Raw genomic sequence first — 15,138 nt, 5'->3', positions numbered from 1 at the left:
GGATGATAGAACCCTAGAAGAGTTTAGTGAATGACTACAGCACCAAAGCCAGAGTTTACGAATAGACAGTTTCCGTTTTGCAAGCTCAAGCTTTTCTTCAAGTGTAGATTAGCAAGCCGGGCTACGGCTACGGGGATGAACCCACTGTTCAAATTGCCTCAGATAAACTGCTTTAGACAAATTGCTTCAGACTCCTATCGACTTCGCCGCATGGTAGGAACAAAATCTTAAATATTCTTTACTTCTTCTTTGGCTAACTTAAGAAGTTATTGAGTCTTTGTAGACTAGGTAAGGTGAGGGGACTAGATGTGATTTGCAATTCAGCGGATTTTGGGGAAATGCGGTAGAAGTCAACTATTCCCGCGATTTCCCTGGTTCTCTGGAATGCGTGGACTGTGCCGCTTAATAGTTGGATAACTTTCTGACGATCGTTCTCCCTAAAATTATTCCGGTGGAAGGATGGAGCCGTTATGTAGAACTGCATGAAGATGGAAGACCAGGATGATCGACAGGCAGAATTAAGAACTGAATGTTTGTACGAAAAAGGGCGGAGTGCAAGGAGGATTTATGCGAGCAGTGTTAATGGCAGGGGGGTCTGGAACGCGCTTAAGACCCTTAACGTGTGACTTGCCAAAGCCAATGGTGCCCATTTTGAATCGTCCGATCGCGGAGCATATCATCAATCTCCTGAGACGGCATCAGATCACGGAGGTGATTGCAACCCTCCACTACCTGCCGGATTTGATGCGCGATTACTTTCAGGATGGCAGCGAGTTTGGGGTACAGATGACCTATGCGGTAGAGGAGGATCAGCCGCTCGGAACGGCGGCTGTGTTAAGAACGTTGCAGAACTTTTAGATGAAACCTTTCTAGTCATTAGCGGCGATTGCATTACTGATTTTGATTTATCAGCAGCTATTCAATTTCATAAACAAAAGCAGTCTAAGGCGACCCTGGTTCTGGCCAGCGTCAACAATCCGATCGAATTTGGCGTAGTGATTCTGGATGAGGATAACCGCATCAAGCGATTTTTAGAAAAACCGTCCAGCAGTGAAATTTTTTCCGACACCGTTAACACAGGAACTTACATTCTGGAGCCTGAGGTCTTAGATTACTTGCCCGCTAACCAGGAAACGGACTTCTCCAAGGATCTGTTTCCCTTGCTCTTAGAGAAAGGCGAGCCGATGTTTGGCTTTGTTGCAGACGGTTACTGGTGTGATGTAGGACATTTAGATGCTTACCGCGAAGCTCAGTATGCTGCCCTATATCAGCGGGTCAAACTCGAATTCGACTATATTGAGCGATCGCCTGGTTTGTGGATTGGTCAGAATACGCACATCGATCCATCTGCCCTGATCGAAACTCCTGCCCTGATTGGGCACAACTGCCGGGTGGGAGCACGGGCGCAAATTGCTTCGGGTACTGTCCTGGGAGACAACGTGCTGGTTGGCTCAGATGCAGATTTAAAGCGTCCGATCGTCTGGAATGGAGTCATTATCGGAGAAGAAGCTCACCTGCGGGCTTGTGTTGCGGCACGGGGAACGCGGATTGACCGACGCGCAAATGTCCTGGAAGGGGCGATCGTGGGTTCCCTCTCTACGGTGGGGGAAGAGGCATTGGTTAATCCAAATGTGCGGGTCTGGCCCAGCAAAAAAATTGAGCCAGGAGCCACCCTGAATATGAATTTAATTTGGGGTCATGCGGCACACCGGAATTTATTTGGGCTAAGGGGTGTATCAGGGCTGGCGAATGTTGATATTACCCCAGAATTTGCAGTCCGCCTGGGGGCGGCCTTCGGTTCGACCTTGAAACCCAATGCCCAGGTCACGGTATCCCGCGATCAACGTCCCATTTCCCGGATGGTAACACGATCGCTAGTGGCAGGCTTGATGTCGGTTGGGGTGAATGTTTTGAATTTGGAAGCCACTGCCATTCCGGTCGCGCGAACGGTGGTTCCAACCCTGGCTGTCGCCGCCGGGATTCATGTCCGAGTCCATCCAGAGCGATCGGATCATATTCTGATCGAGTTTTTTGACCAGAAGGGGATTAACCTCTCCAAGGGACGGGAAAAGAAAATTGAGGGAGCCTACTTTAAAGAAGACTTTCGCCGAGCGCAGCTACCTGAAATCGGCAATGTGGTCTATAGTTCCCAGGCCTCAGATATTTATAGTGCCAGTTTTGAACGTCACCTGAATGTGAATGCGATTCGCAACAGCAACTCTAAGGTGGTGATTGACTATGTTTATGCCGTGTCTGGAGCAATTTTGCCGCAAATTCTGGGCAAGCTTGGTTGTGATGCCGTCGTTCTCAATGCCAGCCTCAGCCATACCGTTCCCTCCAGCAGCGATCGAGAGGTGCTGCTCAGTCAGTTGGGGCACGTTGTGGAAGCGTTGAAGGCGAATCTGGGCGTTCAGGTGGCGGCCAACGGCGAACAGTTAATCCTGGTGGATGAGTCGGGCAGTACCATTCGGGGAGAGATGCTAACTGCGTTGATGGTACACATGATTCTGACGGATCATCCTAGAGGGACGGTGGTGGTTCCCGTGAATGCCTCCAGCGCAGTTGAACAAATTGCCCGTCGCCATGATGGTCGCGTTATCCGGACTAAGGCGAATCCCACTGCCCTGATGGAAGTTTGCCATACGAACCCCAATGTGGTGATGGGGGGAAGCGGTGAAATGGGTTTTATTTTTCCCCAGCTTCATCCGGGCTTTGATGCCATGTTCTGTATCGCCAAAATTATTGAGATGCTCACGCTTCAGCAACGGGAGATTGGTGTTCCCAGAACCCTGGGACAAATGCGGACAGAACTGCCTCGCGTGTCCCACCGTAGTCTGACGGTGCGCTGCCCCTGGTCGGTGAAAGGCTCTCTAATGCGGCAGTTGGTACAAACCCATCCCGCAGAGGCACTGGATCTGACCGACGGAGTCAAGATTTTCAATCGCCATCACGATAGCTGGATTTTGGTGTTGCCCGATGCCGGTGAACCCCTGGTGCATCTCTATGCCGATAGCCACGATCGCGGTTGGGTAGATGAAACGTTGCGGGAGTACCGGGCTAATGTACAGGAGTTTGTCGATCGAGATCATGGTTTGGAAGAGAGCCAGATGGAGGAAGTAGAATAACGTTTCTCTGCGCTCGATTGTGAAAGGGGGCATCCCAGTTTTGCTGCCCTCCCCCTCAATCCTTCTCCCTGGCAGGGGGACTATGTGTACAAAAGTCTGATTCCAGCCGAAAATGGAACCCATCCCTAACCCTTCCCAGGGGATGTTTCCCTTCCGCAACAATGCAAATCTCATGGTTGAAATGACAAATCCTCCCGCAACGGTTCAGATTCAGCCGGTGAATACCCCTGAAGCTGCCGAGCAATTTCTGGATGTACCAAACCTGGTCTATGCCAATGATCCCAACTGGGTGCCGCCGCTGCGAAGTAGTGTTGCTAAACAGTTCGCGCCAGACAATCCCTTTTTTCAATACGGGCGACTGCAACGGTTCATTGCCCTGGATCAAAAGGGTAGAGCTGTGGGACGGGTGGCCGCCATCGTCAACGATCGTCTGATTCAAAAAGAGCAAAAGGCGATCGGGCTGTTTGGTTACTTTGAGTGCATTGATGCGGCTGATGTGGCAATGGCACTCCTGGAAGCGGCTTGCCAATGGTTACGAGAGCAGGGAATGGTCGCGGTTCGGGGGCCGATTGATCTCTCGACCCATAACAACTGCCTGTTTCTGGTGGATGGGTTTGATTCTCCCCCCTACGTCATGATGCCGTACAACCCACCCTACTATCCTCAATGGGTTGAGCAGGCTGGATGGCAAAAAGCTAAGGATGCCTATGCCTATGATTTTCCAGGAAATCGCCTTGCCTCTGAGTATGAGCGTGCTTATCAGATTGCGATTAAGTCTGGTGTGAATTTTCGATCGATTCACCTGAAGGGAGAGGGCTTTCAGAAGGATGCGATGGGATTGTATGACGTATTTACGAAAGCGTTTGAGAATAACTGGAGTTCTACGCCACGCACTCAGGAAGAATTCATGGAGGAAGCAAAATCGCTCCAGTCCCTGGTTGATCCAGATGTTTTCTGGATTGCCGAAGTGCAAGGTGAAATGATTGGGTTTTTTATGGCACTGCCAGACTACAACCTGGCTCTGAAGCACGTTAACGGCAAACTGAATTGGTTCGGTATCCTTAAATTTCTCTGGTATCGTCGGAGCATCGATCGAGTCAGGGTCATCGCCATCTGTGTGTTACCAGAATATCGGCGTAAGATGGTTGCCCCTGCCCTGATTTATGTAGGGATGAAAGGCGGAGTCACGCGCAAAAAGCCCTACACCAAGGCTGAACTATCCTGGGTTTACGAAGATAACCTGCCCTCGCGGCGGATTATTGAAGGGGTGGAGGCAAAAATCTACAAAACCTATCGGATGTACGAAAAGCCTCTATAGATTTAACAGCCATTCATCAGCCATTCACCAGCCATTCACCAGCCATTCAATTCGACAGTTCAGGGCGATCGCGCCCTTCAGCAAATCTTCATGCTGATGATCATTGCAATAACTTGGTGCAAACTCAGTATTAACACTTATAGATTTCGGCAAAATTTTGGTTACTTTCTATACATAGACACTAACGCCTTTTTGCAGTGTTTTCCTGTTGAGATTGCTTGAACTGCATTCAACGGAAATACCTGTGCACCTGTTAGTGCCCGTTGTTCCATTCTCCTCAAGGTATGAATCGTATGAAAAGGCATTTGTTCAGTGCATCGTTGATTGCAATTAGCGCCCTCTCCCTCTCTGCCATGAGTGCCTCTGCGGCTTCGCTGTCCTGTAGTAATGGTTCCGTCACGGCTAACGGGTTTGGATCTGCCACCGCTTGTGCCGGATCATTCACCGGAAATGACACTGGCGCAAGTTCTACCCTGCTCGCTGACCTCAACGGTGGGCTATTCAGCAGCTATGTTGGCACCGCACAGTGGAGCCTGTTTGGCAAATCTGATGATGGCAACAACAGCTTTACTGCCTCCAATAATCAGACCAGCGGAACTTGGCAACTGCTAAATGCCATTACCCAGCCTTTCGTCATTAGCTTTAAAGCAGGTAATGCCTACAGTGCCTACCTCTTCGATGGCAGCACTCCCATCACCAGTGGCACCTTTGACACCTTAGGCGTTTCGGTCAATGGCAAAGGCAACGCGAGAGATCTTTCTCATGCCTCCATCTTCATTGCGAATGTTGCGCCCAAAGACAACAACAATGTAGAGGTTCCAGAACCCGGCATGATGGCTGCTCTGGGAATGGTGGCGATCGGCGGTCTGGGTGTATTGAGAAAGAAAAAAGCGTAAGTCAAGTCGTGGGTTCCCGTAGAAGCAATTGAATTTCAACCTGTTTGAACGACCATCATCAGGCAATCCTTAGTATCAAGTCTGCTCTCCGTCCTCAGGGCGGAGTTTTTTATTGCAACCGTTTTGCTCCAGGCATTCGTTAATAGGACATGCCCTGTTTCTCTAGCTCTAGGGTCGCAAAACTTTAAGAAAATGAGCAAATATACTCAGCTAGATACGGTTACAGAGGCTACAATTCTGTACATTTCCTTAATTTCCTGGCGATCGCAGATTAAAAATAAATCTTTACAAACCATGCTGCTAGAGGATTTGAAGGCAATTACTTGATCGATACCAATGGATCAGGGATTAAAAAACTAGAATGAAATCTGTATAATGAATGAACAGTAAAGAAAAGTAAACTCTGTTCACATTCCATTGCGTTTTTTGCCGAATAATGGCAAGCGTCAGTGGTAGAACGGGCGAACTCATTGATCATAACTTTTTGGAGATCTGCGCTATGACCATAGCAATGGGACGAGCGCAAGCCAATCGAGGATGGTTTGATGTCCTCGATGACTGGCTCAAGCGCGACCGATTCGTCTTCATCGGCTGGTCCGGTTTACTCCTGTTCCCCTGCGCGTACCTTGCGCTCGGCGGCTGGCTCACCGGCACCACCTTCGTTACTTCCTGGTACACCCACGGGATTGCCTCTTCCTACCTGGAAGGGTGCAACTTCCTTACCGTTGCCGTTTCCACCCCTCCCAACGCTCTGGGACACTCCCTACTGTTTTTGTGGGGCCCCGAAGCCCAGTGGGACTTCACCCGCTGGTGTCAACTCGGCGGACTGTGGACGTTTGTTGCCCTCCACGGTGCTTTTGCCCTGATTGGCTTCATGCTGCGGCAGTTTGAGATCGCTCGACTCGTCGGCATTCGTCCTTACAACGCGATCGCCTTTAGTGCGCCGATTGCAGTGTTTGTCAGCGTGTTTTTGATGTACCCATTGGGACAGTCTGGCTGGTTCTTTGCTCCCAGCTTTGGGGTAGCAGCGATTTTCCGGTTTTTGCTGTTCTTGCAAGGATTCCACAACTGGACTTTGAACCCGTTCCACATGATGGGCGTGGCAGGAGTCCTCGGTGGTGCGCTGCTGTGTGCGATTCATGGTGCGACGGTAGAGAACACGCTGTTTGAGGATGGCGAGGGTTCCAACACCTTCCGTGCCTTTGAGCCGACCCAGTCAGAAGAAACCTACTCGATGGTGACGGCAAACCGCTTCTGGTCTCAGATTTTTGGGATTGCGTTCTCGAACAAGCGGTGGCTGCACTTCTTCATGTTGTTTGTGCCGGTGACGGGCTTGTGGATGAGTGCGGTCGGGATTGTCGGTTTGGCGTTGAACCTGCGGGCGTATGACTTTGTGTCGCAGGAGATTCGTGCCGCCGAAGACCCTGAGTTTGAAACGTTCTACACCAAGAACATTCTGCTGAATGAGGGCATCCGTGCCTGGTTAGCTCCTCAAGATCAGCCTCACGAAAACTTTGTATTCCCTGAAGAGGTACTGCCTCGGGGTAACGCACTGTAATTCGGGCGATTTGCTTTTAGCACATTTCGCTTTTAGCACATTGCTATAGCTTGTACAGCTTGTATAGCTCCTGCCACCGGGTGGGAGCTTTTTTAATGATGAGATTTTGCAGAATCTGGCATGACTCGCGTTGTACGGATAGGTTGAATGGGCTAAATCTGTGCTGATGTCACCTGGGACTGCGTAGCTAGTTTGCCGGAAAATCGCTATAACGTTAAAGGGAATTGTTATCGAAGATACAGAGCATTATTCCTCGATCGCCCCTCAATAAGAGCAGTCGTTCGTTAATTCAGCCGAAGCCGTGTCAGAACCCGTTACTCAGTTGTTGGATTCCATGCGGCTGCTGGTTGACTTGCAGCGAGTCAGCGCAGTGGTGCAGCGTTTAAATGGTTGCCTTGATCCAGATGAGATTGCCAAACGAGCAACCGATGGTTTAATTGAGCAATTTGACTGTGCCTTTGCCCGGATCTGGTTGATGGAACCCGATCAAACTTCTTTGCGGTTAGTGGCTTCCTCCGGCATCTACACCCGCACCGATGGCTTTTTTGCCAGGGTTCCTGTCGGTTCCTTTAAAGTAGGAAAAATTGCCCAAAACCGCATTCCCTTCTTGAGTAATCATCTGCCAGATGAACCCTGGGTGAAAGATCGGCAGTGGGCGATCGACCACAATATTACTGGGTTTGCGGGCTATCCTCTGGCGATCGGAGATACCGTAACCGGAGTAATGGCTGTGTTCAGTCATCATCCGCTGACCCCAGAATTTTTGGAAGTCTTGCAAGGACTCTGTACCACGCTGGCGATCGCCCTGGAGAATGCCCTACTCCATCAGCAGCAAATTCAGCTTTCTCACCGAACCGCTTATACGGTTCCGCCCCTGTCCGATCGCCTGGCAGAAATACTGATTCGGACGCGCCTCAGCCTGGTTGGGACAGAACATCCCCTATCGACCTCCACCACCTACATTCTGCTGCAAATGGCTGAAGTTCTGGCGGAAGTGGACTGTACCTACTGTCGATTAATCTATGAATTGGACTACGTGGCCCTGGAAGCCATGATTTTTCCTCCAGAGCTATCCTACCCAGCGGTACAGGATTGGGTCGCCTCTCAGTTTAGTAGCGTATTGCAAAGTGTGACCTGTTCCGGTGGAACGCTGCAAATGTTAGCGGGAGCAAACCAGAAGTTGTTTCAAGTCGCCTTACGAGTTCCCTATCCCAGGTGTCATGTAACGGCGTGGCTGCGAATTCACTGTGCTCAACCCATTTTGCAAACGGCCTTTACCCAATTGGCCTATCAGGCAGGCTTAAACGTTTGCAGCATGGGCAGTTCCGAGATTCCCCTGCTGACGGATGATGTGACTCAGATTAAATCATCTCGCCAGGTACTCTGGGTAGATGACGGAACGCCCCCACCCTTGGGGATTGTCGGCAAAGTGAATTTGCGGATTACACCCCTCGAACTGCGTGAGGCAGTCAACACAGTTCTCCAGGGAGAATCCTGGGGACTCGCGGATTCTGAAGACACATCCCCAGTCCTGTCTGAGCGAGAGCGGGAAATTCTAAGCCTTCTAGCTGAAGGGTTGCGCGATCGAGATATTGCTCATCAACTCCACATTAGTGAACGCACAGTGAAATTTCATTTAAATAATGTACTGACTAAGTTAGGGGCGCGCACTCGCTGTCAGGCAATCTATCAGTCTGCGGTGAAGGGATGGATCCTCTGAACAGGGGGGCTTTAGGGATATGCGGCAGGGAGAGGGGAAAAAATAACGTATCTGGCAGGAAGGCAATGCTATGTGTCCTAAGAGGATGTGCTCTTACGACTGAAATTTGGGCGTAGACACTGGGTTGGAGATCGCTCCGAGAGTAATGAGTGATGCTGTTTGAGCTGCGGTTAAACCGGTTGTCTCAGTAATATTTGTGCCTTCATAGGGTTTGGGGGTTCTCAAAGTTTCCAGGTTGCGACCGTACTGCACATCCCACAGCCGTACGGTTTCATCGGCACTGGCACTGGCAAGAATCCGTCCATTGGGACTAAAAGCCACCGATCGCACCCAGTTGGTATGTTCCTCGAACGTATGCAAACACCGTCCCGTTTTGAGATCCCAAATTCTCACCGTTTGATCGTCGCTGCCACTGGCCACCGTTTGGACATCGGGGCTAAAGGCCACCGACCAGACCTGATTTTGATGCCCCCGAAAGGTGTGCAAACATTGATGGGTGTTCAGATCCCAAATTCTTACCGTTCGATCTTCACTGGCACTTGCAAGCAGTTGACCATCGACACTAAAGGCGATTGCCCAAATCTGATGCGTATGTCCCCGAAACCCATGAAGACGCTGATGAGTCGATAAATCCCATAGACAAATGCCCTCATCTTCACTATTGGCGAACCATTGCCCATTCGGATGAAAAGCGATCGATCGCACCCAATTACTGGAAGCCTGGAGGGACTTCACGCACCGATAGTGATTCAGATCCCACAGGAAAATTTCCGACTTTTCACCACTGGTTGCCAACAATTGCCCATCCGGACTAAAAGCAACTGACCAGATCCAACTGGGGAACTGAAACCGATGGAAACATTGCTGACTACGGGTATCCCAGAGGCGCACCGTTTGATCTTCACTGCCGCTAGCGATCGTTTGCCCATCGGGGCTAAAGGCCAGCGACCAGATGCGGTTACGATGACCATCCAGGCAATGTAACCACTGGCGATGTTGAACATCCCATAGTCGAAGGGATTGATCACTACCGCTGACTAAGGTTTGCCCATCCGGACTGAAAGCCACCGACCAAACCTGGCGGCTATGGCCTTGCAGCGTATGCAAACAATGACGACTCTTAACATTCCACAACCGCACCGTCTGATCGTCACTGCTGCTGGCAAAGGTTTGGCCATTGGCACTAAAGGCCAGCGACCAGATGCGATTGGTATGTCCCTGGAGAATATGCAGGCAAGAATCAGTGCTTAAATCCCAGATGCGGATGGTTTGGTCATCACTGCCGCTAGCGATCGTTTGCCCATCCGGACTGAAGGCGATCGCCCAAACCTGATCAGTATGCCCCTGAAAAATTCGCAGACATTGACGACTTTGCACATCCCAGAGGCGCACCGTTTGATCACCACCACTGGCGATCGTTTGCCCATCCGGACTAAAGGCCACCGAGCGTACCCAACTCCGATGCCCCTGAAACACATGCAGGCACTGATACGTATCCACATCCCAGAGCCGCACTTGATGGTCACTACTGCCGCTCACCAGCGTCTTACCATCTGGGCTGAAGGCCACCGACCAAACCGGGGTTGCCTCTTTTCGAAAACGTGCAGACATTGACCAGTTTCCAGATCCCAGAGCTGAATGGATTGATCATCTCCGCTGGCTAATCGTTTACCATCCGGGCTAAAGGCCACTGACCACACCCAGGCCGTATGCCGCCGCAACGTCTGAAGACAACGATGGGTTGTGATATCCCAGAGGCAAATGGTTTGGTCATCACTACCGCTAGCGATCGTTTGCCCATCGGGACTGAAGGCGATCGCCCTGATCCAATTACGATGCCCTTTGTAAATTGCTAACGGTTGCCCATCTGCCGCTTGCCAAAGCCGAACTTCACCGTTACTATCTCCTGTTGCCAGGATGGTGCCATCGGGGTTGAGGGCAACACATAAAACGGTTCCAAACGTATGAGAAAAAACGGAATGGACGAAATGGGATTGTGCCAGGTTGATGTGGTGCAGATTCATGCCATTCAAATAAACCTGGCGCAGCGTTAAGTTGGAAAAATCGTAGTTTTCGACTGTTTTATGGCAACAACAAAGCAGATTTAAGAGGTTCCCTGCGGCATAGCCCGTCGCTAATTCAGGCTGATGTTGAATTATTTGCAACAAGGCTCGTACTTGCGGTTCGATATGGATAAAATGTTCGACAAATTGACTGGCGATCGGCTTAAGAATTAAACGAATTTGAGCATCTCGAACATAATCTTTTGCGGTAGCCTTAATCAGAGCATAGCGATTTAATAAACCAATTTCTCTGGTTTTTAACTCTTCAGTTACCTGTTCAATTAATCGATTCGTCACATATTCCATCACCACATTTTGGAGAGTGAATCCAGCCCGGCTTCTCTCCAGGAGCGATCGGCGTTCCAGGGATTCCAGGGTTTCTAAGAGCTTCTGGGGCGTAATGGCAGTCAGGATATCTTCCCGTAATTCTGGCAGAGACACAGGTTCACGGTTGATAGCCAGCCAATGCAGGACTAATCGACCTAATGTGGTTAACCGTTTAAACTGCTGATCCAGCAGATCGCAGATATCACCAAAAATTCCTATCCCCTGGGACAGGAAGCTAGAAATATCGCCACAGAACAACTCTTGAATGGTCGTTGCGGCAATCTTCACCGCCAGCGGATTGCCTGCATAACGAATTAATAATTCTTGCTGTTCAATTTCAGAACCCGAAATGCCTTCAGCCTGTAAAATTTTTTGGCCATCCACTGGGTTGAGTCCCATCAATTGAAATGCGCGTACGGGTCGGGATGGGCCGCTGAACAAGCACACTTCTTTCGGTTTTTCTCGGCTAGTCAACAGTAAGCAACTGCGGTGGGAGGATTCACCCATTCGGCGAATCAGTGTTCCATACCCCTCAAAACCCTGACGATATTGTCCTGCCCGTTCTCCACCGCGCAAAATGGATTCTGCATTGTCAAGAATGATCAAGCAGCGATGCTGATGTAAATAGTGCAACAACAAGGTAATCAAAGCATCCAGAGTATCCGGTAGATCCACTTCCTGCTGTTGGGAAAAGAATCGAATCAGGTTGGCCAGAATCTCTTCAACTCCAGGGGCATCCCGCAGCGATCGCCACACCACAAAGTCAAACTTTGCCTGAATTTGTTCGCCCAACTTGGTTGCCAACATCGTTTTGCCGATGCCACCCATTCCCAGCAAAGCAATCAAACGACAGTGCTCCTGAAGAATCCAATGGGTTAAAACCGTGAGTTCCTGAGTCCGTCCATAAAAAATGGAGACATCAACCGCTTCACTCCAGTCCACCCGGATCGGGGCGATCGACGGTTCCGGTGAAGAAACTGAGGATAATGGTTGTTTGTGCTGCACCCGATAGGCGTACTGGATCAGAACGGATTGAAGCGTATGTTTGCTAACTTTTGCACCCAGTGTCTGAGATAAAAGCTGCCACAGTTCAGCCCCTACACCCTTAATGTAGTCCTCACCATACCCCGATTCTCTGGCAATTTTGAAATAAGATTGCCCCTGCCAGGACTGACGGAAAATGATTTCTTGCAGCTTGTTTAACTGCATTGGAGCCAATGCTGCCGTTATGATCGCCAGTGCTTCCTCGACCGTCATAGTTTGATAACTCCTGGAGCGAGATTCTCTGGACAGATATGGTTTTCTGGACAGATATGGTTTTCAGAGTCCCAAAACAAGCTTGTAAGGAAAACAGGTACTCAGGAAATCAGCTACTCTTGTCGTTGCACTTTCTCGGCACCCTAATTGTAAAGACAAATCGAAAAAATCTGCACAATTAAGTCACTTTTACCTTACCTTCAGTCCACTTTTACCCAAATCCGCGCCCTGTCTGCTGCCGTATACCTGAGATAGGACATACGAAATGACTGAGGTTTTGGAGTTATGAACACCATTCAGCTTTGCTACCGAGGAGTTGAGTACGACTATCAACCGATCTATTTCAAGCCAATCAGTGAAAAGGCTGCGGATCGTCCCAGATTCGGACAATATCGGGGCGCAATTTGGAAACTTCCCAACTTTAAACTGCTCCTTCCCCCTCAATTCCCTCTGATCCTTAAATATCGGGGTGCGTTCTACGTTTCCCAGAGCTTTTGCTAGATCCGATTAGTTTTTCAGTCCTTCACTTATCATTCCTTCACTTAATCATTCAATCGTTCAGAAAACCGTTCAAACCGATCGCTTCACTCTGTTCGTTCAGGGAACTGGTTAAAGAACGTCTGTCGGGGCGTACAGCAGTGCGCCCTGATCAGGCTTTGCAATTTCTGCCAATTTAATTGGTATTGATCCCTATGGTAGGAGAATCGTGATAATGGGCTGGATTGTGCTGATCGCTGCTATTGCTTCAGAAGTTGCAGGAACGATCGCCGCCAAACAGTCCCATGGTTTTACCAACCTGCTGGCTTCTGTCCTCATGGTTTGTTTCTATGCCTTGTCCTTTACAGGGTTGTCGATCGCGATGCGAACAATTGAGATGAGCATTGCTTATCCCGTGTGGACAGGGGTTTCAATCCTGGCGATTTCGGTTTTAGGCGTTACTCTGCTACACGAATCCGTCACGCTAACCAAAAACCTATCCCTTTTCTGTCTAACGATAGGAGTCATTGGTCTGATAGCCAGCGGGGCACAGGGCAATTAGGTGAGGAAGGGGAGAAGGGAAGGAGTCTATCCCCATTGATGCAAACCGCTTGATGCAAACCGATCGATTTCCGTAGCGCAGGCATCTTGCTTGCCAGAGAAATATCTGCCAAATTCCATCGCGCAGGCAGCGTTCGACTCAGCTCACGCCGAAGTCTTGCCTGCCGGAAAAATATCTGCCGATCCTGCCGATCGCTCAGAACCCGATCAAATAAACAAACTCAGTTGTAAATGACGTGCCAGGGATTCGACAAAGTGCAGTCCTGCGATCGGGTTACCCACGTTATCCAGGGCGGGGCTATAGCAGGCGATCGTCCCCTGTTGAGGAATAACGGCAAGTAAGGCTCCACTGATGCCGGATTTCATTGGTAATCCCACGTTGACCGCGTAAATCGGCGAAGCTTCGTAGAGTCCGCAGGTCAGCATGATGGCATTCACGGTTTGGCGATGGTGCGGCGCAATGGAGCCGTAAGGATCAATGAGTAAATTCCCTAGGCGAGATAGATCGGTCACTGAACCTGAGAGACAGCAGATTTGTTCATAGGTATCGATCGCCACTTGCGGTTGAGCTAAGTATCCGGTTTCAGCCAGGTAACGCACGAGGGCTTGATTGGGTTCCCGACCAGCCGATCGCACTGAGTCCAGCATGGCTTTGTCTAAGTGAAGCTGAGAACCTGCCTGAGTATTTAACCAATGACATAGAGCCTGGCAGCGATCGCTTCCCGTTTTGCCAGGTAGTCGCCCGGCCAGGACAATTGCCCCGCTATTGATCATGGGATTCCGAGGTCTTCCCCGATCGCTTGTGAGTTGGTTGAGGGAGTTGAAGGGTTGGTCAGATGGCATCATTCCCACCCACTGAAAGACCGTTTTTCGCCCAAACTTTTCCAACAAATAAAGCAACAGAAATGGCTTGATGGCACTCATTAACGGAAAAAGGCGATCGGTTTCGCCCAGGGCATAACGCTGTCCAGATTGGGTATGAATTTCAACGGCTAACCAGCGTGGATCGGTCTTGGCCAGTAGCGGAATCCGTTGCGCCACTTTACCCGAAGCGGCAGAGGCGATCGCCTGGGTCGCCCAATCTTCGAGTTGGGATTGGGTTAAATCTTGAAGGGACTGAAGTGCTGCCATAGGGCAAAGGGAAGAGGGAACCCCTCAAGGATATTTCATGGGTTTGCTTTATCCAAAATCGTTCCTTTCAGACAAGCTGTAGTGAGAATTGCGCCATCAAAACTGGCTCCGTCTAGCTCAGCACACAGTAGGCTTGCGCCAGACAGACTCGCCCCCGCCAGATTTGCATTTCGCAGATCAGCTTCCTCCAGATTCGCCTCACTTAAAATTGCACCTTGCAGATCCGCCTGGGACAGATTCGCCCCACCTAAATTCGCCCGCGTCAGATTCGCCCCTCGTAAATCCGCCCCTCGCAAGTCCACCCCTTGCAGATTCACGTTCATCAGGTTGGCTCCACTCAAAAAGGCACCCGTCAGGCTGGTTCTCACCAAATTCGCCTGCATCAGGTTGGCTCCCCGCAGATTGGCTCCCCGCAGATCGGCTTGCGATAGATCCGCCTGCATCAGGTTGGCTCCCAGCAAGTTCGCCCGAACATCCGCTCGACTCAAGCAACACCCCATCAAACTGGCTCCATCCAAACTGGCTCCATTCAGCCTGGCAGCACTGAGATTTGCGCCGTTCAGGTTGGCTCCAGACAAATTAACGCGGTTGAGGTTGACCTGGGACAGATCTTCATCTTCCAGGTCGGCTCCAGTTAGATGCTTGAGTTTTCCAGTGCGGATTGCGTCGATGTCCATGAGGGAGTGGGGAGTAGGGAGTGGGGGA

At 50.3% G+C, this 15,138-nt stretch carries 13 protein-coding genes and 1 pseudogene; 9 read left to right on the top strand and 5 right to left on the bottom strand.

Annotation, left to right across the window (positions count from 1 at the left end; genetic code table 11):
• Positions 1 to 567: 567 nt before the first annotated feature.
• The 3 genes and pseudogenes from ACM1PF_RS15845 to ACM1PF_RS15835 form a co-directional block, all read left to right on the top strand.
• Positions 568 to 1,199: pseudogene (locus ACM1PF_RS15845) on the top strand (nucleotidyltransferase family protein); the annotation flags it as partial.
• Positions 1,185 to 3,125, top strand: coding sequence for a mannose-1-phosphate guanyltransferase (locus tag ACM1PF_RS15840; RefSeq protein ID WP_416676663.1), 1,941 nt, complete (start codon positions 1,185 to 1,187; stop codon positions 3,123 to 3,125). The pseudogene ACM1PF_RS15845 and the gene ACM1PF_RS15840, both read left to right, overlap by 15 nt.
• A 181-nt stretch (positions 3,126 to 3,306) precedes the next feature.
• Positions 3,307 to 4,443, top strand: a complete 1,137-nt coding sequence (locus tag ACM1PF_RS15835; RefSeq protein ID WP_416676661.1) for a GNAT family N-acetyltransferase — start codon at positions 3,307 to 3,309, stop codon at positions 4,441 to 4,443.
• 24 nt (positions 4,444 to 4,467) lie between these two features.
• Here the strand turns inward: ACM1PF_RS15835 and ACM1PF_RS15830 are convergent, their stop codons facing one another.
• Positions 4,468 to 4,596 carry a hypothetical protein gene (locus ACM1PF_RS15830; RefSeq protein WP_416676261.1) on the bottom strand — a complete coding sequence of 43 codons (129 nt, stop codon included), beginning with the start codon at positions 4,594 to 4,596 and terminating at the stop codon, positions 4,468 to 4,470.
• 131 nt (positions 4,597 to 4,727) lie between these two features.
• Between ACM1PF_RS15830 and ACM1PF_RS15825 the strand changes: the two genes are divergently transcribed.
• The 4 genes from ACM1PF_RS15825 to ACM1PF_RS15810 all read left to right on the top strand — a co-directional run bounded on the left by ACM1PF_RS15825 (position 4,728) and on the right by ACM1PF_RS15810 (position 8,617).
• Positions 4,728 to 5,339: a PEP-CTERM sorting domain-containing protein gene (locus ACM1PF_RS15825; protein ID WP_416676260.1), complete on the top strand. Its 612-nt coding sequence runs from the start codon at positions 4,728 to 4,730 to the stop codon at positions 5,337 to 5,339.
• A 192-nt stretch (positions 5,340 to 5,531) separates the two neighbouring features.
• Entirely contained in the window at positions 5,532 to 5,666 is a 135-nt protein-coding gene (locus ACM1PF_RS15820) for a hypothetical protein (RefSeq protein WP_416676259.1), read from the top strand.
• Between the two features lie 172 nt (positions 5,667 to 5,838).
• Positions 5,839 to 6,897, top strand: a complete 1,059-nt coding sequence (psbD, locus tag ACM1PF_RS15815; protein WP_416668356.1) for a photosystem II D2 protein (photosystem q(a) protein) — start codon at positions 5,839 to 5,841, stop codon at positions 6,895 to 6,897.
• Positions 6,898 to 7,198: 301 nt separating this feature from the next.
• Positions 7,199 to 8,617: a LuxR C-terminal-related transcriptional regulator gene (locus ACM1PF_RS15810; RefSeq protein WP_416676258.1), complete on the top strand. Its 1,419-nt coding sequence runs from the start codon at positions 7,199 to 7,201 to the stop codon at positions 8,615 to 8,617.
• A gap of 93 nt (positions 8,618 to 8,710) precedes the next feature.
• Here the strand turns inward: ACM1PF_RS15810 and ACM1PF_RS15805 are convergent, their stop codons facing one another.
• Both ACM1PF_RS15805 and ACM1PF_RS15800 read right to left on the bottom strand, forming a co-directional pair.
• Positions 8,711 to 10,228, bottom strand: coding sequence for a WD40 repeat domain-containing protein (locus ACM1PF_RS15805; RefSeq protein WP_416676257.1), 1,518 nt, complete (start codon positions 10,226 to 10,228; stop codon positions 8,711 to 8,713).
• A complete protein-coding gene (locus ACM1PF_RS15800) occupies positions 10,153 to 12,264 on the bottom strand; it encodes an NB-ARC domain-containing protein (RefSeq protein WP_416676256.1) in 2,112 nt (703 codons plus the stop codon). The genes ACM1PF_RS15805 and ACM1PF_RS15800 overlap by 76 nt, the downstream gene beginning before the upstream one ends.
• 285 nt (positions 12,265 to 12,549) lie before the next feature.
• Between ACM1PF_RS15800 and ACM1PF_RS15795 the strand changes: the two genes are divergently transcribed.
• On the top strand, positions 12,550 to 12,765 hold the full coding sequence (locus tag ACM1PF_RS15795) for a DUF4278 domain-containing protein (RefSeq protein ID WP_416676255.1): 216 nt from the start codon (positions 12,550 to 12,552) through the stop codon (positions 12,763 to 12,765).
• 211 nt (positions 12,766 to 12,976) lie between these two features.
• A complete protein-coding gene (locus ACM1PF_RS15790) occupies positions 12,977 to 13,303 on the top strand; it encodes a DMT family transporter (protein ID WP_416676254.1) in 327 nt (108 codons plus the stop codon).
• 206 nt (positions 13,304 to 13,509) lie between these two features.
• Here ACM1PF_RS15790 and ACM1PF_RS15785 read toward each other — a convergent pair whose 3' ends face one another.
• Together ACM1PF_RS15785 and ACM1PF_RS15780 are read right to left on the bottom strand one after the other, a co-directional pair.
• Positions 13,510 to 14,433, bottom strand: coding sequence for a glutaminase (locus ACM1PF_RS15785; RefSeq protein ID WP_416676253.1), 924 nt, complete (start codon positions 14,431 to 14,433; stop codon positions 13,510 to 13,512).
• A 35-nt stretch (positions 14,434 to 14,468) separates the two neighbouring features.
• Complete coding sequence (locus ACM1PF_RS15780) at positions 14,469 to 15,110, bottom strand: pentapeptide repeat-containing protein (RefSeq protein WP_416676252.1); 642 nt, start codon at positions 15,108 to 15,110, stop codon at positions 14,469 to 14,471.
• Positions 15,111 to 15,138 lie beyond the last annotated feature (28 nt).

Origin of the sequence: Egbenema bharatensis FJBBOT/2019, assembly GCF_048077055.1 — a bacterium.
GTDB classification, from domain to species: Bacteria; Cyanobacteriota; Cyanobacteriia; order Elainellales; family Elainellaceae; genus Egbenema; species Egbenema bharatensis.
Note: the sequence above shows the minus strand (reverse complement) of the source record. Positions and strands in the feature narration are given on the sequence as shown.